This window comes from Solidesulfovibrio fructosivorans JJ], from assembly GCF_000179555.1.
Classification (GTDB): Bacteria; Desulfobacterota; Desulfovibrionia; order Desulfovibrionales; family Desulfovibrionaceae; genus Solidesulfovibrio; species Solidesulfovibrio fructosivorans.
On the sequence record NZ_AECZ01000011.1, the window covers coordinates 19,445 to 40,190 of the forward strand.

Annotated in this window: 20 protein-coding genes and 1 tRNA gene; 19 read left to right on the forward strand and 2 right to left on the reverse strand. The window is 64.4% G+C overall.

Going from position 1 to position 20,746, the window contains the following annotated elements; all coding sequences use genetic code 11:
* The first annotated feature begins 117 nt into the window (after positions 1-117).
* The 14 genes from DESFRDRAFT_RS09435 (at position 118) to DESFRDRAFT_RS09500 (ending at position 12,309) form a co-directional block, all read left to right on the forward strand.
* Complete coding sequence (locus DESFRDRAFT_RS09435) at positions 118-843, forward strand: pyridoxine 5'-phosphate synthase (RefSeq protein WP_005993349.1); 726 nt, start codon at positions 118-120, stop codon at positions 841-843.
* 12 nt (positions 844-855) lie between these two features.
* Positions 856-1,230 carry a holo-[acyl-carrier-protein] synthase gene (locus DESFRDRAFT_RS09440; protein ID WP_005993350.1) on the forward strand — a complete coding sequence of 125 codons (375 nt, stop codon included), beginning with the start codon at positions 856-858 and terminating at the stop codon, positions 1,228-1,230.
* Between the two features lie 237 nt (positions 1,231-1,467).
* The gene (locus DESFRDRAFT_RS09445; RefSeq protein ID WP_005993351.1) at positions 1,468-3,009 is read left to right on the forward strand and encodes a bifunctional ADP-dependent NAD(P)H-hydrate dehydratase/NAD(P)H-hydrate epimerase; all 1,542 of its coding nucleotides are present in this window, start codon (positions 1,468-1,470) and stop codon (positions 3,007-3,009) included.
* Between the two features lie 2 nt (positions 3,010-3,011).
* Positions 3,012-3,470 (forward strand): CBS domain-containing protein, encoded by a 459-nt coding sequence (locus DESFRDRAFT_RS09450; RefSeq protein ID WP_005993352.1) that lies wholly within the window; start codon positions 3,012-3,014, stop codon positions 3,468-3,470.
* An 8-nt stretch (positions 3,471-3,478) separates the two neighbouring features.
* Entirely contained in the window at positions 3,479-3,979 is a 501-nt protein-coding gene (gene tsaE, locus DESFRDRAFT_RS09455; RefSeq protein WP_005993353.1) for a tRNA (adenosine(37)-N6)-threonylcarbamoyltransferase complex ATPase subunit type 1 TsaE, read from the forward strand.
* Positions 3,980-4,031: 52 nt separating this feature from the next.
* Positions 4,032-5,267, forward strand: coding sequence for an aspartate kinase (locus DESFRDRAFT_RS09460; RefSeq protein ID WP_005993354.1), 1,236 nt, complete (start codon positions 4,032-4,034; stop codon positions 5,265-5,267).
* A gap of 126 nt (positions 5,268-5,393) precedes the next feature.
* A complete protein-coding gene (gene cimA, locus DESFRDRAFT_RS09465) occupies positions 5,394-7,022 on the forward strand; it encodes a citramalate synthase (protein WP_005993355.1) in 1,629 nt (542 codons plus the stop codon).
* Between the two features lie 58 nt (positions 7,023-7,080).
* Positions 7,081-8,154, forward strand: a complete 1,074-nt coding sequence (locus DESFRDRAFT_RS09470) for an acyltransferase family protein (RefSeq protein ID WP_005993357.1) — start codon at positions 7,081-7,083, stop codon at positions 8,152-8,154.
* A gap of 87 nt (positions 8,155-8,241) precedes the next feature.
* Positions 8,242-8,694, forward strand: coding sequence for a universal stress protein (locus DESFRDRAFT_RS09475; protein WP_005993359.1), 453 nt, complete (start codon positions 8,242-8,244; stop codon positions 8,692-8,694).
* 42 nt (positions 8,695-8,736) lie between these two features.
* Positions 8,737-9,555, forward strand: coding sequence for an alpha/beta fold hydrolase (locus tag DESFRDRAFT_RS09480; RefSeq protein WP_005993361.1), 819 nt, complete (start codon positions 8,737-8,739; stop codon positions 9,553-9,555).
* Positions 9,556-9,827: 272 nt separating this feature from the next.
* Positions 9,828-10,076 (forward strand): hypothetical protein, encoded by a 249-nt coding sequence (locus tag DESFRDRAFT_RS09485; RefSeq protein ID WP_005993362.1) that lies wholly within the window; start codon positions 9,828-9,830, stop codon positions 10,074-10,076.
* A 247-nt stretch (positions 10,077-10,323) separates the two neighbouring features.
* A complete protein-coding gene (locus DESFRDRAFT_RS09490) occupies positions 10,324-10,527 on the forward strand; it encodes a hypothetical protein (RefSeq protein ID WP_005993364.1) in 204 nt (67 codons plus the stop codon).
* A 130-nt stretch (positions 10,528-10,657) separates the two neighbouring features.
* Entirely contained in the window at positions 10,658-11,290 is a 633-nt protein-coding gene (locus DESFRDRAFT_RS09495) for a CobW family GTP-binding protein (protein WP_005993366.1), read from the forward strand.
* Positions 11,287-12,309, forward strand: a complete 1,023-nt coding sequence (locus tag DESFRDRAFT_RS09500) for a WD40 repeat domain-containing protein (protein WP_005993368.1) — start codon at positions 11,287-11,289, stop codon at positions 12,307-12,309. The genes DESFRDRAFT_RS09495 and DESFRDRAFT_RS09500 overlap by 4 nt, the downstream gene beginning before the upstream one ends.
* Before the next feature lie 163 nt (positions 12,310-12,472).
* Here DESFRDRAFT_RS09500 and DESFRDRAFT_RS09505 read toward each other — a convergent pair whose 3' ends face one another.
* A complete protein-coding gene (locus DESFRDRAFT_RS09505) occupies positions 12,473-15,265 on the reverse strand; it encodes a PAS domain S-box protein (RefSeq protein WP_005993370.1) in 2,793 nt (930 codons plus the stop codon).
* A gap of 308 nt (positions 15,266-15,573) precedes the next feature.
* Between DESFRDRAFT_RS09505 and DESFRDRAFT_RS09510 the strand changes: the two genes are divergently transcribed.
* The 4 genes from DESFRDRAFT_RS09510 to DESFRDRAFT_RS09525 all read left to right on the forward strand — a co-directional run bounded on the left by DESFRDRAFT_RS09510 (position 15,574) and on the right by DESFRDRAFT_RS09525 (position 18,602).
* The gene (locus tag DESFRDRAFT_RS09510; protein WP_005993373.1) at positions 15,574-16,473 is read left to right on the forward strand and encodes an NAD(P)/FAD-dependent oxidoreductase; all 900 of its coding nucleotides are present in this window, start codon (positions 15,574-15,576) and stop codon (positions 16,471-16,473) included.
* Positions 16,474-16,594: 121 nt separating this feature from the next.
* Positions 16,595-16,670, forward strand: a tRNA-Ile gene (locus DESFRDRAFT_RS09515).
* 128 nt (positions 16,671-16,798) lie between these two features.
* Entirely contained in the window at positions 16,799-17,821 is a 1,023-nt protein-coding gene (locus DESFRDRAFT_RS09520; RefSeq protein ID WP_005993375.1) for a Nif3-like dinuclear metal center hexameric protein, read from the forward strand.
* Positions 17,822-17,837: 16 nt separating this feature from the next.
* Positions 17,838-18,602 (forward strand): zinc ribbon domain-containing protein, encoded by a 765-nt coding sequence (locus DESFRDRAFT_RS09525; protein ID WP_005993377.1) that lies wholly within the window; start codon positions 17,838-17,840, stop codon positions 18,600-18,602.
* Between the two features lie 79 nt (positions 18,603-18,681).
* Here the strand turns inward: DESFRDRAFT_RS09525 and DESFRDRAFT_RS09530 are convergent, their stop codons facing one another.
* On the reverse strand, positions 18,682-19,674 hold the full coding sequence (locus tag DESFRDRAFT_RS09530) for a YrhK family protein (RefSeq protein ID WP_199533114.1): 993 nt from the start codon (positions 19,672-19,674) through the stop codon (positions 18,682-18,684).
* On the opposite strand from DESFRDRAFT_RS09530, the gene DESFRDRAFT_RS09535 reads away from it, so the two are divergent.
* The gene (locus DESFRDRAFT_RS09535; RefSeq protein WP_005993379.1) at positions 19,673-20,674 is read left to right on the forward strand and encodes a glycerophosphodiester phosphodiesterase; all 1,002 of its coding nucleotides are present in this window, start codon (positions 19,673-19,675) and stop codon (positions 20,672-20,674) included. The genes DESFRDRAFT_RS09530 and DESFRDRAFT_RS09535 overlap by 2 nt on opposite strands.
* Positions 20,675-20,746: the final 72 nt, after the last annotated feature.

The window sequence follows — 20,746 nt, forward strand, 5'->3', positions numbered from 1 at the left end:
TCGCACTTACGGATTGGTCCGACGTTTGTCAACAATCCCACGCCCGCCCTGGCCGGTTGCCTCGCAAATGTAAAAGGCTTACCGTCCGCGCAACAGTTAAAGAGGAAGGAGTCAGCCATGCCCCTGCTCGCGGTCAATGTCGACCATGTGGCCACCGTGCGCCAGGCGCGCCTGGGCCAAAGCCCCGATCCCGTCGCCGCCGCCGCCATGGCCGAACTCGCCGGCGCGAGGGCCATCATCGTCCACCTTCGCGAAGACCGCCGCCATATCCAGGACCGGGACGTGCGCCTTTTGCGCCAGACCATAAAAACCCGCCTGCACCTGGAGATGGCCGCCACCGACGAGATGCGCGGCATCGCCTTGGAACTGAAGCCCGACATGGTCTGCCTGGTGCCGGAAAAACGCCGGGAACTGACCACCGAGGGCGGCCTCGGCGTGGCCGGCCGGGAAAAGGAACTGGCCGCCTTCGTCGACGAACTGGCGGAGGCCGGCATCCCCACCAGCCTTTTCATCGATCCCGATCCGCGCCAGATCGACGCCTCCGTCGACGTGGGCGCGGCCTATGTCGAACTGCACACCGGGGCCTACTCCGACGCCACGACGCGGGAAACCCGGCAAGCCGAGCTGGACCGCCTGCTGGCCGCCATTCCCCAGGCCCGCCGGGCCGGACTCGGCGTCAACCTCGGGCACGGCCTCGACTACGACAATATATATGCCTTCAAAGGCACAAGCGGCATCAGCGAATATTCCATCGGCCACAGCATCATCGCCCGCGCCATCATGACCGGCATCACCGAGGCCGTCTCCACCATGGCCGCCATCGTCGCCGGCTTCCCCGACTGACGGAGTGCGGCCGTGATCCTCGGCCTCGGCATCGATCTGGTGGAACTGGCCCGCATCGAGTCGGCCATCGAGCGGTTCGGCGAGCGGTTCCTGGCCCGCATCCTCACCCCGGCCGAACAGGCCGCCCTGCCGCCGCGTCCCGTGGCCAGGGCGGCCGGTCTGTTCGCGGCCAAGGAAGCGGCCGTCAAGGCGCTCGGCACCGGCTTTTCCCAGGGCGTCGGCTTTCAACACCTGCAAATCCTCCCCGATGCCCTGGGACGCCCGACCCTGACCCTGACCGGCCCCGCCTTGACCCGCGCCCAGGCCCTCGGCGCGACCGCCTGGCACGTCAGCATCACCCACGAACGCGCCACTGCCGCCGCCGTGGTGGTGCTGGAAGGGAGGTGAGGATGCCTCCGGCGGCCAGAAGGGGCTTTGCCCCTCCTGGACCTCCCCACCGGGGGGCGAGCGCGCCCCCCGGTCCCCCCTTACCGCCGCAGGGCCTTGACGCCGGCGTCAAGGCCCTGCGGCAAAGGGGTTACCCGGGATGACCAAGCAACACCTTTGAAAGTTTTTTGGAGGGGGGTCCGGGGGGAACCTTTTTTTCAAAAAGGGTTCCCCCCCGACCGCCGGAGGCACACCACAATGCTCGATGGTCGCTACTTCGATCCGTTGCCGACGCCGCAGGAGATTGCCGGTTGGGATGCCGCCAGTGTTGCCGAGTGCGGCATGTCGTTTCTGGCGCTGATGGAAAACGCCAGTCGCGAGGCCATGCACGCGCTGGTCGGCGAAGTCGGTGAGGTGCGCGGCAAGACGGTGCTCTTGTTGGCCGGTCCGGGCAACAACGGCGGCGACGCCGTGGCCTTGGCGCGTCATCTGGACGGCCTGGGGGCCAAGGTGACCATCGCGTTGGTCCGGCCACGCGGGCGCTACAAGGGCGCGGCCGGGTTCAACGCCCGGCTCGCGGCGAGGCTCGGCCTGCCCATGATCCCGTTGGCCAAAGCCGATCTTTCGGGCGCGAACGGGCCGGACATCATTGTCGACGGCCTGCTCGGCACCGGATTTACGGGCGAACTGCGGCCGGATTTGCGCGAGGTGGTGGAGGCGGTCAACCGGCTGGCCGGCCAGTCGTACATTTTCGCCCTGGACATCCCGTCCGGGCTTTCCGGGGCGACCGGAGTGGCCTCGCCCGTGGCCGTGACCGCCGACGCCACGGTGACCTTCGAGGCGGCCAAGACCGGGCTGGTCGCGCCCCAGGCCGCGCCCTACGTGGGCAGGCTGCTGGTGCGCCCGATCGGCATCCCCCGCCCCGTCAGGGAAAACCATCCGTGCCGGGCCTGGCGCATGACGCCGCGTCTGGCGGACGCCTTGCCGGCCCTCGATCCGCTCTTGCACAAGGGCTCGGCCGGCCGGGCGGTCGTGGTCGGCGGCAGCCGGGGACTGACCGGCGCGCCGCTTTTGGCCGGGCTTGGGGCGCTTCGGGCCGGGGCGGGGCTCGTCAGCGTGGCCTGTCCGGGCGCGGTGGAAATCGCGCTCAAGGCCGGCCATCCCGACGTCATGACCCTGCCCGTGGGCGCGGGCGACCATTTCGGCCCCGACGACGCGAGGGCGGTGCGCGACTTCGTGTCCACGGCCGGCGCGGTGGCCTTGGGGCCGGGCCTTGGCCGTCATCCGGACACCGGGGCGTTCCTGCGCGCCCTTTTGCCGCTGCCCTCCCGGCTGGTCCTCGACGCCGACGGCCTCTTTTTCCTGGCAACTGATCCGGAGCTGAAGGAAAAAATCGGGTCTGAGGTTGTCATCACGCCCCATCCCGGCGAGGCGGCGAGGCTTCTCGGCACGGATATCCCGGCTGTGGAGGCCGACCGGCTGGAGTCCGCCCGAGCCCTGGCCGCGACCTACGGCTGCGTGGCCGTGCTCAAGGGGCCGGCGACGGTGGTGGCCGCGCCGGACGGGTCGGCGGCTGTAAGCCCGGTCGTCGCGCCCAATCTGGCCGTTGGCGGCTCGGGCGACGTGCTCTCCGGACTTGCCGCGGCGCTTGCCTGCTCCCCGCTTTCCCCCTTGCTTGCCGCCTGCATTGCGGTGTATTGGCATGGACTTGCCGGCGCGCGCCTTGCCGCCTTGTACCCCAGACGGGGCAATCTGGCCTCGGAAATCGCCGATATGCTGCCCCGGGCCCTCACGGAGTGATCATGCTTAAAGCCAAGGACATGATGACCAGCGATGTCGTCACCATCACCGAAGACACGGAAATAAGCGCTGCGGCCAAACTTCTCCTCGAGAAGGGATTTAACGGCATGCCGGTCCTTAATGCCGCCGGCAAGCTGACCGGCATTCTCTGTCAGGCCGACCTTGTCGCCCAGCAGAAGAAACTGTCGCTGCCCTCGGTCTTTTCGCTCCTCGACGGCTTCATTCCGCTCGGGTCCATGAAGGACCTCGACCGGGAAGTGGAGAAAATGTCGGCGCTGACCGCCGTCCACGCCATGTCGCGCAATCCCGCCACCGTTTCGCCGGAGACCGGCATCGACGAGGTCGCGTCGCTTATGACCGACAAGGGCTACCACACCATTCCGGTAACGGACGCCCAGGGAAAGGTGGTCGGCATTATCGGCATGAGCGACGTTCTCGGCACGCTGGTGGACAAGAAATAGTTCCGGCGATGGACGCTGGATCGCAGCCGCTGACCCTGTCCCTGCCCGATACGGAAGCGACGCTGGCGCTCGGCCGGAAACTGGCCGTTTTGGCTTCCGATCCAGCGACACGGGCGGCTTTGCTCTTGCGCGGCGGACTCGGTTCGGGCAAAACCACGCTCGTCCGGGGAATGGTGACCGCCCTGCCGGGCGGCGACGCGGCGGAAGTGGCCAGTCCGAGCTTCAACATCGTCAACGTCTATCCCACGACCCCCGAGACCTTCCACGTGGATTTGTACCGGATCGCCGGCGGCGACCCCTGCGTGGACGAACATCTGGAGACGGCCGCGGACCAGGATGCCCTGGTGGTCGTGGAGTGGGCCGAATACCTCGCCCGGGCGGCCCAGCCCGCCGACCGCCTGGAAATCGACTGGCTCCCGGCCGAATCGGGACGGCGCTGCCGGATCACCGCCGCCGGAGAGCGCGGCCGGGCGGCTTTGGCGGCCCTGGCCCGATCCCTCGCCACGTAACGGCGCGACGCCGTGCCGGAAGCCGCACGCTCCGGCACCTTTGGAGGCAACAATGCGGATTATCGTGCAGAAATACGGCGGAACGTCGGTCAAGGGGCTGGAGCGCATGCGTCTGGTCCTGGCCCGGGTGCAAAAGGCCCACGCCCTTGGCTACAAGCTGGTGGTGGCCCTTTCGGCCATGTCCGGCGAGACCAACCGGCTTTTGGCCCAGGCCCGGGAATTTTCCGCCGATCCCGACCCGGCTGAACTCGACGTGCTGGTCACCACCGGCGAGCAGGCCTCGGTCGCTCTTTTCACCATGTTGGCCAAGGATGCCGGGCTGCGCGCCCGCTCGCTCCTGGGCCACCAGATTCCCATCACCACCAATTCGAATTTCACCCGGGCCCGGATCATGGAAATCGACGCCCCCCGCCTGCACGCCATGCTCGAAGGCTACGACGTGCTGGTGGTGGCGGGTTTCCAGGGCGTGGACTGCCACGGCCGCGTCACCACGCTCGGCCGGGGCGGCTCGGACACCACGGGCGTGGCCCTGGCCGCGGCGCTCGAGGCCGAGGTCTGCGAGATCTACACCGACGTCAACGGCGTCTACACCACCGATCCCAACCTGTGCTCGGCGGCCCGCAAGCTCGAACGCATCTCCTATGACGAGATGCTGGAATTTTCGAGCCAGGGGGCCAAGGTTCTGCAGATCCGCTCGGTGGAGCTGGCCAAGAAATTCAATGTCCCGGTCCGGGTGCGCTCGACCTTCACCGACGATCCCGGCACGCTGGTCACTTCGGAGGATACGGAAATGGAAGACGTCCTGGTTTCGGGCATCGCCTACGACAAGGACCAGTGCCGCATCACGGTGCGCAACGTCAAAGACACCCCCGGGGTCGCGGCCGCCATCTTCGCCCCCATCGCCGAGGCCGGCATCCTGGTCGACATGATCATCCAGAACACCGGGCGCGACGGTCACACGGACATGACCTTCACCGTCTCCCGGGCCAACCTCGACAAGACGCTGGCCATCCTCGACCATATGCGTCCCGAGATCGGCGCCGACGACATCCAGCACGACATCCACGTGTGCAAGGTGTCGGTCATCGGCGTCGGCATGCGCAGCCATTCCGGGGTCGCCTCCACGATGTTCACCCTGCTCAAAAAGGAAAACATCAACATTCTCATGATCGCCACCTCGGAAATCAAGATCACCTGTCTGATCGAGGAAAAATACCTCGAGCTGGCCGTGCGCACCCTGCACGACGCCTTCGGGCTGGGCGAAGGCCCGGCCGTGGCCTGCGTCTAGTCGACGCGGCCCGCTCATAACGCCTCGCGGCCGTTTTCCCATGGCAACGGCCGCGAGGGCAATCTTCCGCCGGAAGCAGCCGCATGGCCCTTGTGCCTTGGCCCCGGCGGCAATCAGGAATAGCTCATGCGACGCGTGCTTTGCTACGACACGACCCTGCGCGACGGCACCCAGGCCGAAGACATCAGCCTCACCACCGAGGACAAACTGCGTATCGCGCTCAAGCTCGACGAGCTGGGTCTGGCCTACATCGAGGGCGGCTGGCCCGGATCCAATCCCACGGACAAGCGCTTTTTTCAGGAGATCCAGAATTACCACCTGAAATACGCCAGCATCGCCGCCTTCGGCAGCACCCACAACCACCGCGTCACGGCCGAAACCGACCCCAACCTCAAGGCGCTGGTCGACTCCGGCGCGCCGGTCGTCACCATTTTCGGAAAAAGCTGGGACATCCACGTCACCGAGGCGCTCGGCACCACCCTGCCCCGCAACCTGGAACTGGTGGGCGATTCCCTGGCCTACCTGCGCCAGCATTTCCGGGAAGTCTTTTTCGACGCCGAACATTTTTTCGACGGCTACAAGGCCAATCCCGACTACGCCCTGTCCGTGCTGCGCCGCGCCAAGGAGGCCGGGGCCGACGTGCTGGTCCTTTGCGACACCAACGGCGGCACCCTGCCCGTGGAATTTCGCGCCATCATGAGCGCCGTGGCGGCCGCCCTGCCAGAGGCCCGTTTCGGCATCCACACCCACAACGACTCGGGAGTGGCCGTCGCCAACTCGCTCGAGGCCGTGGAACTGGGCGCGGTGCAGGTTCAGGGCACGGTTAACGGCTACGGCGAACGCTGCGGCAACGCCAACCTGTGCACGATCATCCCATCCCTGATCCTCAAGTGCGGCATCGACTGCCTGCCCGAGGGCAAACTGCCGTTGCTGACGCCCACGGCCCATTTCGTCTCCGAGATGGTCAACCAGCAGCCGCCTTCCAACCAGCCGTACGTGGGCGACGGAGCTTTTGCCCACAAAGGCGGAGTGCATGTTTCGGCCGTGGTCAAAAACCCGCTCACCTACGAGCATGTGACGCCCGAATCCGTGGGCAACGCCCGGCGCGTGCTGCTTTCCGACCTCTCCGGCCAGAGCAACATCCTCTACAAGGCCCGGGAATTCGGCTTCGAGCTGGATAAAAACGATCCCTTCGTGCTGGAGCTTTTGACCACCATCAAGGAGCGCGAGGCGTTGGGCTACGAATACACGGCGGCCGAGGCCTCCTATGAGCTGCTCTTAAACCGTGTGCTCGGCCGGGCCCGCAGTTATTTCACCGTCACCCGTTACCGGGTGCTCGACGACAACGTCTATGAAAGCGATGAACCGCTGACCGAGGCCACAGTGATGATCAAGGTCGGGGGCCGGGTCAAGCACACCGCATCCACCGGCCGGGGTCCCATAAACGCCCTGGACAAGGCCATTCGCAAGGCCCTGCGCGGGTTTTATCCGCGTCTGGCCGAGATGCGCCTGCTCGACTTCAAGGTCCGGGTGCTGTCCGGAACGGTGGAAGACGAACAATGCGGCCGGGGCGTCTGCGGCACGGCCTCCCATGTGCGGGTGTTGGTGGAATCCGGCGACACGGCGAAGCGCTGGGTGACGGTGGGCGTTTCCCACAACGTCATCGAGGCCAGCTTCCAGGCCATGGAAGACGCCATCAATTACAAGCTGTTCAGCGATGACAAGGAAAAGCTTACCAAGGCCTTGAAGGGTTAGCGCGCATCCCGCTCCCTGAGCTGGGGCGGGATGCAGAAAGCAGACGAGCGGACGAGACATGGGTCTGGTGCGATTTCTTCTGGCCGCAACCGTGGTGATCAATCATACTGGTCCCCTGTACGGCTTCGTCTTTACTGACGCCTATATTGCCATCAAAGTCTTTTTTATCATCTCCGGCTTCTACATGGCGCTTATCCTGACGGAGAAATACACGGGACCGGGGCACTGCCGCCTTTTTTACGGCAACCGCCTGCTGCGGCTTTTCCCGCCGTACTGGGTGGTGCTCGTCTTATCCCTTTGCGCGTCGCTTTTCTTCGCCTCGTTCCTGCGCACGTCCCTGCTCATCGGACCGTGGCGAACCTGGCTGCACGCGCTCTCGCCGGCGACCGTCGCCGCGCTGGTGACGGCCAACATCACCATCCTCGGCCAGGAGATCCTCTTTTTCACCAATCTCAACCACGCCACGGGCACGCTCTCTTTTGCCTGGGACGCCCTGCATCGGACCACGCCGGGCTGGTTTTTCCTGCTCACGCCCCAGACCTGGACCATCTCCCTGGAACTGATGTTCTATCTGCTGGCGCCCTGGCTGGTGCGGCGCTCAAATCTTTTCCTGGTGAGCGTCATCGCCGCGAGCCTGGCGCTACGATCCGTGGTCTACCTGGACAACCTGCCTTTCGACCCCTGGAAGCAGCGTTTCTTTCCGGTCGAATGCGGCTTTTTCCTGCTCGGCATCCTGTCCTACCGCCTGTACGCGGCGCTTAGGCCCGTGGCCATCGCCCGGCGCACGCTGTGGACGATAAGCGGCCTCTATGTGGCGACCATCCTCGGCTACCAGTTCCTGCCCGGGGCGCGGGGCAAGGAATATTTCCTTTACGCCGCCACCGCGCTTTCCATCCCCTTTCTCTTTCTGCTGACCAAAAAGATGCGCTTCGACCGGGCCATCGGCGAGTTGTCCTACCCCATGTATATCTCCCATTGGACCGTGATCATGGTGATCGAGTATTTCCACGGCAAGCGGGACCTGCCTTTGGTCGCCTTGGCGGCCACCACCGTCTTTTGTCTGGCGCTCAACCGGTACGTGTCCGCGCCCATTGAGCGATTGCGCCAGGAGCGAGTGCTGCGTCGGCGCTAACTCGCCGCCATAAAAAGCTTCTTCCGCTTTTCTTCTCCCTGTGGTAAATTGATGGAGCGAAAAAACCGCAACCACGAGGAGTCCGCCATGGTCCAGATCAAGACGATCGTCTGCGCGCTGGATTTTTCCGAGGTCAGTCCCAAGGTGGCCGCATACGCCAAGAACCTTGCCGAGATTTGCGGGGCCAAGATCGTGGCCCTGTACGTTGCCCCGTCCCTGACCCAGTATGTGGAGTTCCACGTCCAGGCCAGCTACATCGACGACTTCGTCACCGGCATCGTCAGCGGCGCCACGGACACCATGAACTCCTTCGTCAAGGAATACTTCCAGGGCGTCCCGGTCGAGGCACGGGTGGTTTCGGGGTACGCGGCCGAGGAAATCGTGTCCGTGGCCGAGGAAGTGGGGGCCGACGTCATCGTGCTCGGCACCCATGGCCGCAAGGGCCTCGACAAGATCCTGTTCGGCTCGGTGGCGGAAAAGGTTATCAAGACGGCCAGGATTCCGGTCCTGTCCATGCGCCCCGAGGGCAAGGAAGACTAGCCGCATGCCGACCAAGAGCGAAGACCTCCTCGGGGTCGTCGGTTGATAAACGGCGGCCCCGGGCCCAGGCTGCGCCGCTACGGATCGCCGCCCTATCGCCTGGCCGTGGTGCACGGCGGTCCCGGCGCGACCGGCGAGGCCGCCCCGGTGGCAAGACGGCTTTCCCGCCTTGGCGGTGTGCTCGAGCCGTTGCAGACGGCCGACTCCGTTTCCGGACAAATCGACGAGCTCGCCGCCTGTCTGGATGCGGAGGCGGACGGCCCGGTCACGCTGATCGGCCATTCCTGGGGAGCCTGGCTTGGCGTGCTTGTCGCCGGCCGGCGTCCCGATCTGGTGGCAAAGCTCATCCTCGTCGGCAGCGGCCCGTTTTTGGCCCGCGATGCGCCCGGCGTCATGAAAACGCGACTTGGCCGCCTGGAGCCGTCCGACCGCCAGGAAATACAGGCTTTTTTCACCTCCGGCACCGAACCGGATCAAGCGGCCGTAGTCCGCCTGACCAGTCTGCTCAAGCGGACCGACGCCTACGATCCCCTGCCCGCCGGGGAGGATGCCCAAGCCGATCCGCCGTGCGTCTTCGCGGCCGACATCCAGGCCAAGGTCTGGCCCGAGGCGGCCGCCTTGCGCCAAAGTGGCGAACTGCTGCGCATCGCCTTGTCCCTTTCCTGTCCCATAACCGCCATCCACGGCGACTATGATCCACACCCCGTGGCCGGCGTACGGGAGCCGTTATCCGGGGTGTCCCGCTTCCGCATGATCGTGCTGCCCCGCTGCGGCCATACGCCCTGGCGGGAACGTCAAGCCCGCGAGGCGTTTTTCGAGGTCCTGGCTTCCGCCATACGCGGGGAAGCGATCCCCGGGTAAAAGCGCCCGCCGCCGGCCTTTCCCGTCTCTCTTGGCAAACACTGGCTTACAGAATTGTCCTCTCTTATTTTCAATCTCCATGCGCTAACGATCGGCCCTCAGGCGAGGTCCGTTCGGCGACCTTTCTACGAATTTACAAAAAATACTCCATACAAACAAATAGTTAGCAAATGATTTATTTTGCCCCCTTTTTTGTCGTTGCTTTTTGCTCCAGAAGCGTTAAGTGGTAGCCGTGTTGAATTTTAGCTTTTTTGTCAAAAAGGAGACGCCTTGTGCAGAAGCAAACCCTGGAAAAAGTATTCGAATACGCTTCGTCCCCGATGCACGGCACCCTTTCGCGCAAGCTGCGTAAGGGTGTGAAACTGCAGATCAACGAAGGCAAGTTGTTCGAGGCCGCCACGCTTTTTCTCGGCGATGAATTCGTGCGCATCACCGAAAAGCTGGGCGAGGAGACCCGCAACACCTACTACGCCTGGGACAAGATCTGCTGCGTGAGCACCGTCGGCAAGGTCGAAGATTAAAAAAAACGGCGCGTCGCGCCCGGCAAGTACCCGCCGGACGCTACGCCCGCCCCAATTTGGTCCATGCCGGCCCCCCCTCTCCCGACGTGGACCACGCGCCGCCCCCTCTCTCCACGGGGCGGCGTTCTTTTTTCCAAATTTGTCATCCAGACTTCCTTCCTGGCCAATCGAAGGCGACAGGCCGGTTGCCAAACCCGGGAACATACTTATCAGGTCAACGAGGGAGTCGCAGAGAAAGGAGGACATCATGCAACAGCTCAAGCACACCTATAAGGGGTATTCCATCGAACTCAGCCCCGAAAGCAACTACTGTTCCGCCTTTGCCATCGACGTCCGGGACGAGACGGGACATCTGCTTTCCCATGTGGGCGCGGCCGGCAAGACCGAGGAAAACGCCGTCGCCCGGGGCAAGGAACTCATCGACTTCGAAGAGGCGTATCAAAAACGCTAGCGCCCCTTTCTCCAAGGATGCCGCGGGAACCTTGCCTTGTGAAAGGTCCCATCCGCTTCCTTGGTTCGCATCGCCAAGCAAGGCGCTCTTTGCCGTAACGATCTCAAAGAAATAACGTTGAGGAAGGGGAGTGCGCGAGAGGGGGAGACCCCTTTATAAAGTTTTCCCCTCTCGCATCCTCTTCTCCTTCCCCTCCATCCGCTTTCTTTTCAAATCGCCGCTTTGGTGCTACCCCTGCAACAAGGCCGACCTGGTCGACGACACGGCCATCAAGGGCATCGAGGCCACGGTGCGGCGCTTAAACGACACGGCCGAAATCGTCGACGCCGTGCGCTGCGACCTGCCCATCGCCAAGCTTCTCGACCGCAAGGCCTTCGACATCGGCCGCAGGCTCTTCGGCAACCCGGATAGAGCCGTCGCGCCAGGGCACGTCCATACCCACGAGCACGACCACGGCATCCAGAGCATGAGCTTTTCCCTGAACACGCCGTGCGATCCCGAAAAACTCGGGACACTCCTGGCCGATCTGCTGCGCGAGCACGGCCAGGACATCTACCGCTGCAAGGGCATCATGGACGTGGCCGGCACCAGCCAACGCTTCATCTTCCAGGGCGTGCACATGTACCTGGAGACCGCCTGGGGCGCCCCCTGGAAGGATGGCGAGGCGCGCGCAAGCAAGGCCGTGTTCATCGGCCGGGGCCTCGACCGGAATCTCGTGGAGAAGGGGCTTGCCGCCAGCGCGGCCAAGGAGGACGCGGTATGAGCTTTATGCCCGACAACGAACTGCCGGGACTGCACCGGGCCGACTTCGGGGCCTATGTCGCGGCCTGCGCCGTCAGCCCCGACGAGACCGTGGCCGCTTTCGCCCTGGGCGACGGCAGGCTGGCCCTTGCCGCCGTGGCTACGGGTGGGACGACCTTTGCCGCGGCCCATTCCGGCGGAGCCTCCTGCCTTGCCGCAACGCCGTTTGGGTTCGTGACCGGCGGCGACGACGGACGGATCGCCCTGACCGACCTCTCCGGCGGCACGCGGGAGCTGGCCGCTTTTCCAGGGCAGTGGATCGAGCACGTGGCCGCCAGCCGCGACGGCCGCGTCCTGGCCGCCGCCTGCGGCAAACAGGTCGTGCTCTTCGATCCCGAGACCCTGGCCCCTTCCCTGTTGCCGCCGCTGCCGAGCGCCATCGGCGGGCTGGCTGTCAGCCCCGACGGTCGCACCCTGGCCGCAAGCCACTACGACGGCGTCACGGTCTACGCCCCACCCCGCCCGGATTGCCCAGGCAACACCTTCGACGGCCCGGGCTCGAACCTGGCCGTGGTCTTTTCCCGGGACGGAGCCAAGATGGCCTGCGCCACCCAGGACAAAAGCGTGCGCGTCTACGACCTGGACCGGGCGGCGGGCTACCTGCTGGAAGGCTACCCGGCCAAGGTGCGCTGTCTGGAATTTTCCTTGGAGGGAGACATGCTCTGGACCGGCGGCGAGCAGGCGTTCGTCGCCTGGCCGGTGGATGCGGCCGTAGACCCGGCTGCCAGGGAAGCCACCGTGTTCGGGGCCTTCGAGCACGGACTCCTGGGCAGCCTGGCTGTGCATCCCGTGCTGCCGCTTGTGGCCGGCGGGTTCGACGGCGGGGTGGTTTTTCTCGGCAGCCCCGAACGCAAAGTCGCCGCGCCGCTCTTCGCCATCGCCAACCGCCGGGTCACCTGCATCGCCTGGTCACCCGACGGCCGGCGGCTCGTCGGCGCCGGGGACGACGGGGCGGCATTTTATATGGATATGGCGGGGTAGACGGCGGGTTATGGGAAGAGAAGATGCGAGAAGGGAAACCCTTTGAAAAGGGCGGCAGCCCCTCTCGCTCTCTCCCTTTCCGAAACTTTTTGCCGGGGATCGTTGGGCAAAAGGGGGAACGTCTTCATAAGAAAGGACGCTTCCCTCGGGACCAAAAGCGGCGTCACTGCAACATGTCACGGATGGCGGCGCGCACCTTTTCCAGTTCCTCGATGACGCGCTGTCCGGCCTCGCGGCAGCCGGCGGCATTGCCGGCCAGGCTCGCTTCCTGCAACCGCCGGGCCCGGTCGACCAGCCCGCCGGCCCGCAGGGGCACGGACATGCCGAGCAGGGTGTGGGCGGCCTCCGCGGCCCGCTGCCAATCCCCGGTCCGGATCGCCACGGCTAGCGACTCCTCCGTGCGCGGGCTCTCGTCGAGAAACATGCGGCAGATTTCCCGGGCAAAAGCGCTTTTGCCCCGCTCCTCGTAGTAGGCCATGTCCATGGGCGAGTCCGAGACGACGAGTTGGGCTGGCAATCCCCCCCGCCGGTCCAGCACCCGACGCATGACCATAAAGAGTTCGTCCACATCCACCGGCTTGGACACGTAATCGTCGAGCCCGGCCGAAAGAAACCGCTCCCGATCCCCTTTCATGCTGTAGGCGGTGAGCGCCACCACCGGCAGCCCCTTGTTCGCCTCCCCCGCCTCCCCGGCCCGGATGCGCTTCGTGGCCTCGGTGCCGTCCATCTCCGGCATCTGAATATCCATGAGCACCAGATCGACCGGACCGTTTTGCAACTGGGCCAGCGCCTCCCCGCCCGACCCGGCAAGCCGCACCTCGCAACCAGCTTCACTCAAGAAATGCTTGAGAAAAAGCCGGTTGACCTGGTTGTCCTCGGCCAGAAGCACCGTCAGTCCGGCAAAGCCGCCGCTTGGAGCTTCGGACCGCGATCCACCTGCCTCGGAGCATTCTTCCTGGGCCGGCCGCAGGGAAACGGTGAAGGAAAAAACACTTCCCTGCCCCGGACGGCTGCGCACCCCGATGGTGCCGCCCATCATCTCCACCAGCCGCCGGCTGATGGCGAGTCCCAGTCCCGTGCCGCCGTAGCGCTTGGTCCGCGACGACTCCAGCTGCGAAAAAACCTGGAAAAGTTCGGGCAGCCGCTCCTCCGGGATGCCGATGCCGGTGTCGCGAACCGAACACTCGACCAGCATGGGGTCCCCGGGCCGCAACAACCGGAATTCCACCGCCACTTCGCCCTTGTCCGTGAACTTGAGCGCATTGCCGACGAGGTTGCGCACCACCTGCATGATCCGGTCGGGATCGCCGTGCAGGATGTCCGGCAATTCCTGGGCGATGCGCAAAGAGAGGCGCAGCCCCTTTTGCCGCGACGAGAAATGGAACGGCTTCATGGTCCGGTCGAGGATCTCGCGCAGGTCGAAATCCACCGGCGAAAATTCCATCTTGCCGGCTTCGATCTTGGAGAAATCCAGGATGTCGTTGACGATGGCGAGCAAGGACCGCGAGGAGTCGAGAATGAGCTCCAGGTGTTCGCGCACCTCGGGCCGGGGTGTTTGGCTCAGCGTCATCTGGGTCAGGCCGATGATGCCCGACAAAGGCGTGCGGATCTCGTGGCTCATGTTGGCCAGAAAGCCGCTTTTCGCCCGGCTGGCGGCCTCGGCCTGCTTCCTGGCCCGCTCCAGGTCGCGCTCCCGGGCCCGGTCCTTGACGTGCCCGAGCACCCCCTCGCCAAGCAGGATCAGGCGATGCACGTCGGCGTCGTCGTACGGTTCGTCCTTGTCGATGACCACGATGAGCAGCCTGTTTTCGCCCTCGCCCTCCACCGGCACGACCAGGGAACGCCAGGGCAGGCTCTGGGCTTCCGGCACCGTCGGCGGCGTGTTGGATATCACGGGCTGCTGCGACAGCCAGGCGGTGGAAAACGGTTCGATGCGGCGCGCGTCGAAGGACTGGGCTCCCGGCGGCATGCCGAAGGCTGACAATGCGCCGGGATGGGCCGCCAGCAGTCGAAACGTCTCCCGCGCCGGCTCGAAAAGGGCGATCAGCCCGTCGGCGCTGCCGGTCAGAGCCACGGCCTGGGACAGCGCATAGGTCCCAAGCTGGGACAATCCGGCTTCGCGCATGCGGCCAAGGCGCAGCAGGACTTCGAGGGTTTTGGTGTGCAGGGCGATCTTCCCGGCGTTGCGCCGGGATTCGGTCACGTCCAGGATATGGGAAATGATGTAGCGCGGCGAGCCGGCGGCGTCGCGCACCAGGCGGGCCGAAACGCGTCCCCAGATCACGCGGCCCGAGGCGTGGAAATACCGTTTCTCGAAACGAAAATGCTCCACTTCACCGGAAACGGCCCTGGCCACGAGGCGCGCGCTGCTGACGCGATCGTCCGGATGCGTCAGTTCGAAAGCCGTCATGGTGGCCAGTTCCTCGGCCGGATAGCCCAGAAACTCGCACAGGGCCTCGTTGGCCCGTAAAAACCTGCCCTCGGGCGAAAGAATGCAAAGGCCTTCGTTGGCGCTCTCGAAAGCCATGCGGAAGAGCTCCTCGCTCGCGGCCAAGGCCTGCTCGGCCTGGCGCCGCATGGTGATGTCCTCGATCGCCGCCAGGGACCTCACGAACCGCCCGTGCCCATCGTATTCGCCCACGGAAGACAGCAGGATGTCGATGGGCCTGCCGTCCTTGGACAGCATGGTATAGGGCAATTCCGAAATCCGGCCCTCGCGCACGAAGCATGCGAGATTGCGCATATATTCGACTTTGGACGCCTCGGTAAAAAAATCCCCCAGAAAACGCCCGAGGACATCTTCGCGCGCATAGCCCAGGTTCTCCAGCCACCTGTCGTTGACGGCAAGCAGGCATCCGGTCGCATCGACGGAGTGCAGCATGACCGGCGCCTTGACATACAACGGTCCGAGTCCGTGCGGGGCCTTGTCCGGACCGTCGGCGTCACGGTGTCCCATGCCCAAAACCTCCCGTTGCGGCGCGCCAGGTGTTGCGTTCTCGAAATCCGTGCTTATAACTCTCGAGAACAATACCCTAACATAATTATATTTCTCAAAAAAAATAGCGCCGTATCGCTCGATAACGTTGCACGGGTACGCCGCGAGACGGACCCTAGCCCAGCTCCGTGGGGATGACAACGGCAACAGCCGATTCGCCGGTTTCGCGCCCGATTCCCGACATCTTGTCCGCCCCGACGTTTTAAGGTTATCGTGCAGTTACACCGGGTCGCTTGGAAGACCCGCTTCACGCTTTGGGAGGTACGCTCATGAACCGCATTCAGTGCCTGATCATCGGCGCGGGCCCCGCCGGACTCTCCGCCGCCATCTACACGGCCCGGGCCGGCATGGACACCGTCGTCGCCGGCTGCGAACCGAAAATCGCTGGCGACTATGATATCGACAATTACTTCGGCTTTCCCGAAACCATTACCGGACGCGCACTGATCGAGCGCGGGGTACGCCAGGCCCAGCGCTTCGGCGCGCGCGTGATCTGCGAACGCGTCCTGTCCGTCCACATGACCGATGACGGCGCGTTCGTGGCCAAGACCGACAAAGGCGAATACGAGACCCAGGCCGTGGTCATCGCCGCCGGCGTGACCAGGGTGCGCCCGGGCATCGACAACATCGCCGACTACGAAGGCAAGGGCGTCTCGTATTGCGTCAGTTGCGACGGCTTTTTCTACCGGGGCCGCAAGGTGCTCGTGGTCGGCGAAGGCAACTATGCCGCCAACCAGGCTTTGGAACTGACCAACTTCACCAAGGACGTCACTGTCCATACCCAGGGCAAGGAGCCGGCGATGGGCGATGGATTCGCAGCCAAGCTGGAAGCCGCCGGCATCGCCGTGACCACCGACAAAATCGTACACCTTGCCGGCGAGCCGGCCATGACCGCCGCCGTGCTGGAGAACGGCCGGGAGATCGCGGCCGACGGCCTGTTTGTGGCCATGGGGCAGGCCTCGGCCCTGGATTTCGCCAAGACGCTGGGCGTTGCCTCCCGTGGGGCCTTCCTGGAGGCGGACCACGAACAAAAAACCAACATCCCCGGGGTATTCGCCGCCGGGGACTGCGTGGGGCATTTCATGCAGATCAGCGTGGCCGTGGGCGAAGGGGCCAAGGCCGGGCGGGCGGCTATCGCCCATATCAAGGAACGCGCCGGCCAGGCCTGACCTGGGCTGGCGTCGCGCCGGCGGGCCGGGAACCGTCGTGGCCGGGGGCCGCTCAGGGACAAAACAATCCTTGACAGGCTCTTGCGCATGAATGTATAAATGTGAGTTCACAATGCGGCATGGGCCTATAGCTCAGTTGGTAGAGCCACCGGCTCATAACCGGCAGGTCCCAGGTTCGAATCCTGGTAGGCCCACCACGAAGGATACATGGCTACCCCAGCGAAGCTTCCCGAAAACGCTTTCCCCGCCGTCGCGGCGACACGGATGACGCGACAAAGGCGCTTTTGCCAGTCCCACGGACCAAAAGCGCCTTTTTTCATGCGCCATGCTCGTTAGCGATGTGATCGGCGTCATCGAGCGCACGGCCGTCCCGGCCCGCGCCGCCAGTTGGGACCGCTCCGGCGTGCAGATCGCCGGGACCCTGGACGAGTGCGACAAACTGGCCGTTGCCCTGGACCCGACGCCCTCCATGATCAGACAGGCGCTCGCCTGGGGCGCGCAGTGCATCCTCACCCACCATCCCCTGACCCTTTCCCCGCGCCTGCCCGACCGTGTGGATGATTACCACCGGATGCTCGCCCTGACGCTCGGGGCCGGGGCCTGGCTTTACGCCGCCCACACCTCCCTGGACACGGCCGTCGACGGCCCGCCGGCCTGGCTGGCCGACGCCCTCGCCCTGACCGGCCGCCGCATCCTGGAGCCGGCCGGGACCGAACCGCACTGGCAGGCCCGCTGGCGCGCCGCGCCCGGCAAAGACGTCGCCCATGCCCTTTCCGCCCTCCCCGGCGTCACGGCCCATCCCTGCGTCGGACAAGTGGAAGCGGTTTTCCCGACCCGGGAGCGCGGTCGCGTGGAAGAAACCCTGGCCACGGCCTGTCCCCAGGCCACCCTCGTCTCCCTGATCGCCCTGGCCGAACCGGCCGTACCCTATGGGTACGGGCTGATCGGGAAACTGTCCGTTCCGCTGACGCTTTCCGAACTGGAAACGCGTCTGGCCAAACTCTTGCCCCGGCGCTTTTTCATCGTCGCCGGCGATCCGCCCCCGACCATCGCCACCCTGGCCTATTGCCCGGGATCGGGCGCGGACATGGCCCCGCGGGCTTTCGCCGCGGGCGCCGACGCGTATCTCACCGGCGACCTCAAATACCATCAGGCCCAATCCGTGCCGCCGGGGAAATGCGTCATCGACGTCGGCCACTTCTCCCTGGAGGAGGTCATGATGCGCCGCTTCGCCGACGATCTGGCCGCGACCCTGGGCGAGACCGGTCCGACCGTCCGTTTTTTTTCCGGAAAGGACCCTTTTTCAGCGCATGTCCCGGATGCGGCCAAGCCCTCCCGGACCGAATAACCACTCGGAGAACCTCATGTACTTGAAACAGATCGAACAACTGGTGGTCTTGCAGAAAGTGGACGACGAGATCGTCCTCCTCCAGGAGGAACTCAACAAGGCGCCTTTGCAGATTGCCGAACTGGAAAAACGCCGCCAGGAAGTCGACGACAGCGCCGCCGTCATCCGCGACAAGCTCAAGTACTTGGGCGACCAGCAAAAACGGCTGGAGACGGAGATCGAAACCGACTCCGTGCGCCTGAAAAAAAGCAAAAGCAAGATGATGATGGTGGGCAACACCAAGGAATATCACGCCATGATGCGTGAGATGGACAACCTGGAAAAGCAGAACCGCGGCCGGGAAGAGGAAAAAGTCACCGTGGCCGAGGAACTGGCCCGCCAGGGACTGGAGCTCAAATCCGTCGAAGAGCGCATCGCGGAGTTGGACACGGAACTCAAGGCCGCCCGTCAGAGCCTGGACGAGCGCATGGCCGTGGCCCAGGCCCGGCTCGACGAGCTCGACAAGCGTCGCACCGAGGCCGGCACGGCCGTGCCCAAGCCCATTTTGCAGCGCTACGAGTTCATCCGGTCGCGCCTCAAAAACCCGGTCATCGTTCCGGTCGAGGCCGGCATCTGCTCCGGCTGCCACATCTCCATCCCGCCGCAGTCCTTCATCGAACTGCAAAAGGGCATCCAGATCCTCAGCTGCCCCAACTGCCAGCGCCTGATCTACTGGAGCGACCATATCGCCCCCGAACCGGCCCCCGAAGGCGCGGAGCCGGCCACGGAAACCGAAGAGTAATAAGCGACGAATCGCGTTGAGAGGGAAGCCTCCGGCGACCAGAGAGAAACTTTTCCGAAAGTTTCTCTCTGGACCCTCTTCAAACATTGCCGCCGGGCGTTGCCGGACATGCGCCCGCCCGCTCGCCGTTTGCGGCCGCATCGCCGCGATGGCGCATGGCCTGTCGCAACAGGACATACGCGCGCCAGTAGTTGAAAATCCCGCCCAACAAGAAAAACGTGCTTCCCACGAGATACTGCCAGGCAAGGAAGGAAAACAGTATTTCCTTGTCGTGCGCGGTGTTGAAATTCCATAAATAGGGTATCGAGGCCACCGTAAAAAGCACGGAGCCAATCACGAAGCTCACGGCCGTGAGATTCATCAGTTGCAGCGTGATCAGGTTTTTCGAGGAAACAATCCGCAATACGTTGATGCACGCGCCAACGACGAAAAGCAGACTGCCGATAACGAAGCACCAGGCCCCTGCCTTGGGCAGCCCGACAAAGGAGAGGAAAAGGATGCTGCCGACCGTAAAAAGAATCGTTCCCCACAAATAACTGGAAGCGGCCACCCATTCGAACACATCGAGGATATAATGCTCTCCGGCCTGATGCCAATGACGTCGCACCTCGATGATGTCGTGGAGCGTGACGACGAGATACAGCAGGGAGCCGGCAAAAAATATCCAGGCCCCGATGTCCTGATACGCTTCGAACCTTGGAAAAAACAGTATGCTGCCGGCAATGAACACCAGCCCGCCCAGCTTGTAGAGAACGGCATTGAAGGTTTCCCAGCGGAATTGCGCCTGAAGATCGGCCTTGTCCTTGGTCAAGTCGTACAACCTGATCCGATTGGCGAACATATGAGGCATGACGACGCCTCCCTTGAAGCTTTTGCCCTCCCTTAACCGGACAGGCCGTATTTCCGATCGTGCGGCGAATTCCCCCCGCGGGCCTTGCGGGCGACCGCCCGACTTCCATGGCAGCACCCTGACATGGCAAAAATCATGCGTCCACCCCACGCGGCGGGACGCGGCGCGTGAAACCTCCCTCCCCTTGCCCTCATCCGGCCGCCGTGCCAGGAAAACCGTCATGGACTTTCCCAAACCGATCATCATCGGTCATCGCGGCGCCTGCGGGCACCTCCCCGAACACACCCTGGCCTCCTATGCCCTGGCCATCGAGCTTGGCGCGGACTTCGTCGAGCCCGACCTCGTGGCCACCAGGGACGGCGCGCTCATCGCCCGTCACGAAAACGAGATCGGCGGCACCACCGACGTTGCCGCCAAGTTCCCGGACCGCAAAACCCGCAAGGTCATCGACGGCAAGACGGTCGAAGGCTTTTTCGCCGAGGACCTGACCCTGGCCGAAGTGCGGACCCTGCGGGCCAAAGAACGCCTGCCCTTTCGTGACCAGAGCCGAAACGGCATTTTTCCCGTGCCCACCTTCGAGGAAATCATCGCCCTGGTCCGGCAAAAGGAACGGGAAACCGGGCGGGGCATCGGCCTCTATCCCGAAACCAAGCACCCGTCCTATTTTCGGTCCATAGGCCTTCCCCTGGAAGGTCGGCTGGTGGAGATTCTCGATCAAAATGGCTACAGCGGCCCGGACGCGCCGGTTTTCATCCAATCCTTTGAAATGGCGAACCTCAAGGATCTGCGCCGCATGACAGAGATGCCGCTCATCTTCCTGCTCGGCGCGTCGGAGGCTCGGCCATACGATTTCACGCTGGCCGGCGACCCGCGCACCTTCGGCGACCTGGCCACCCCGGCGGCGCTTGCCGCCATCGCCGCCTTCGCCCGGGGCATCGGGCCCTGGAAGCGGCTCATCGTCCCGGAAGAGAGCGACAAGAGCCTCGGCGCGCCAACGGCGCTTATCGCCGACGCCCATGCGGCGGGGCTCCTCGTCCATCCCTACACCTTTCGCAACGAAGAGCGCTATCTGGCCCCGGCCTATCACAACGCCCCCTCAGCGGAATACCGCCACTTCTTCGCCTTGGGCGTGGACGGCGTCTTTTCGGATTTCCCCGACACGGCCGCAACCGCCCGCACCCTCTTTTCCCAACGGCCAACCCAACCCCGTCAAAAGGTTTAGGAAAGGGAGAGCGCGAGAGGGGAGAACCCTTTTCAAAGGGTTTCCCCTCTCGCATTCCGCCTTTTCCAACCG

What these genes read in the sequence shown, in the direction of transcription:
- DESFRDRAFT_RS09435 (WP_005993349.1), top strand. Translation starts at nt 118, where the DNA reads ATGCCCCTGCTCGCGGTCAATGTCGACCATGTGGCCACCGTGCGCCAG.
- DESFRDRAFT_RS09445 (WP_005993351.1), top strand. Translation starts at nt 1,468, where the DNA reads ATGCTCGATGGTCGCTACTTCGATCCGTTGCCGACGCCGCAGGAGATT.
- DESFRDRAFT_RS09450 (WP_005993352.1), top strand. Translation starts at nt 3,012, where the DNA reads ATGCTTAAAGCCAAGGACATGATGACCAGCGATGTCGTCACCATCACC.
- tsaE (WP_005993353.1), top strand. Translation starts at nt 3,479, where the DNA reads ATGGACGCTGGATCGCAGCCGCTGACCCTGTCCCTGCCCGATACGGAA.
- DESFRDRAFT_RS09460 (WP_005993354.1), top strand. Translation starts at nt 4,032, where the DNA reads ATGCGGATTATCGTGCAGAAATACGGCGGAACGTCGGTCAAGGGGCTG.
- cimA (WP_005993355.1), top strand. Translation starts at nt 5,394, where the DNA reads ATGCGACGCGTGCTTTGCTACGACACGACCCTGCGCGACGGCACCCAG.
- DESFRDRAFT_RS09470 (WP_005993357.1), top strand. Translation starts at nt 7,081, where the DNA reads ATGGGTCTGGTGCGATTTCTTCTGGCCGCAACCGTGGTGATCAATCAT.
- DESFRDRAFT_RS09475 (WP_005993359.1), top strand. Translation starts at nt 8,242, where the DNA reads ATGGTCCAGATCAAGACGATCGTCTGCGCGCTGGATTTTTCCGAGGTC.
- DESFRDRAFT_RS09490 (WP_005993364.1), top strand. Translation starts at nt 10,324, where the DNA reads ATGCAACAGCTCAAGCACACCTATAAGGGGTATTCCATCGAACTCAGC.
- DESFRDRAFT_RS09500 (WP_005993368.1), top strand. Translation starts at nt 11,287, where the DNA reads ATGAGCTTTATGCCCGACAACGAACTGCCGGGACTGCACCGGGCCGAC.
- DESFRDRAFT_RS09505 (WP_005993370.1), bottom strand. Translation starts at nt 15,265, where the DNA reads ATGGGACACCGTGACGCCGACGGTCCGGACAAGGCCCCGCACGGACTC.
- DESFRDRAFT_RS09510 (WP_005993373.1), top strand. Translation starts at nt 15,574, where the DNA reads ATGAACCGCATTCAGTGCCTGATCATCGGCGCGGGCCCCGCCGGACTC.
- DESFRDRAFT_RS09520 (WP_005993375.1), top strand. Translation starts at nt 16,799, where the DNA reads ATGCTCGTTAGCGATGTGATCGGCGTCATCGAGCGCACGGCCGTCCCG.
- DESFRDRAFT_RS09525 (WP_005993377.1), top strand. Translation starts at nt 17,838, where the DNA reads ATGTACTTGAAACAGATCGAACAACTGGTGGTCTTGCAGAAAGTGGAC.
- DESFRDRAFT_RS09535 (WP_005993379.1), top strand. Translation starts at nt 19,673, where the DNA reads ATGGACTTTCCCAAACCGATCATCATCGGTCATCGCGGCGCCTGCGGG.
- DESFRDRAFT_RS09530 (WP_199533114.1), bottom strand. Translation starts at nt 19,674, where the DNA reads ATGACGGTTTTCCTGGCACGGCGGCCGGATGAGGGCAAGGGGAGGGAG.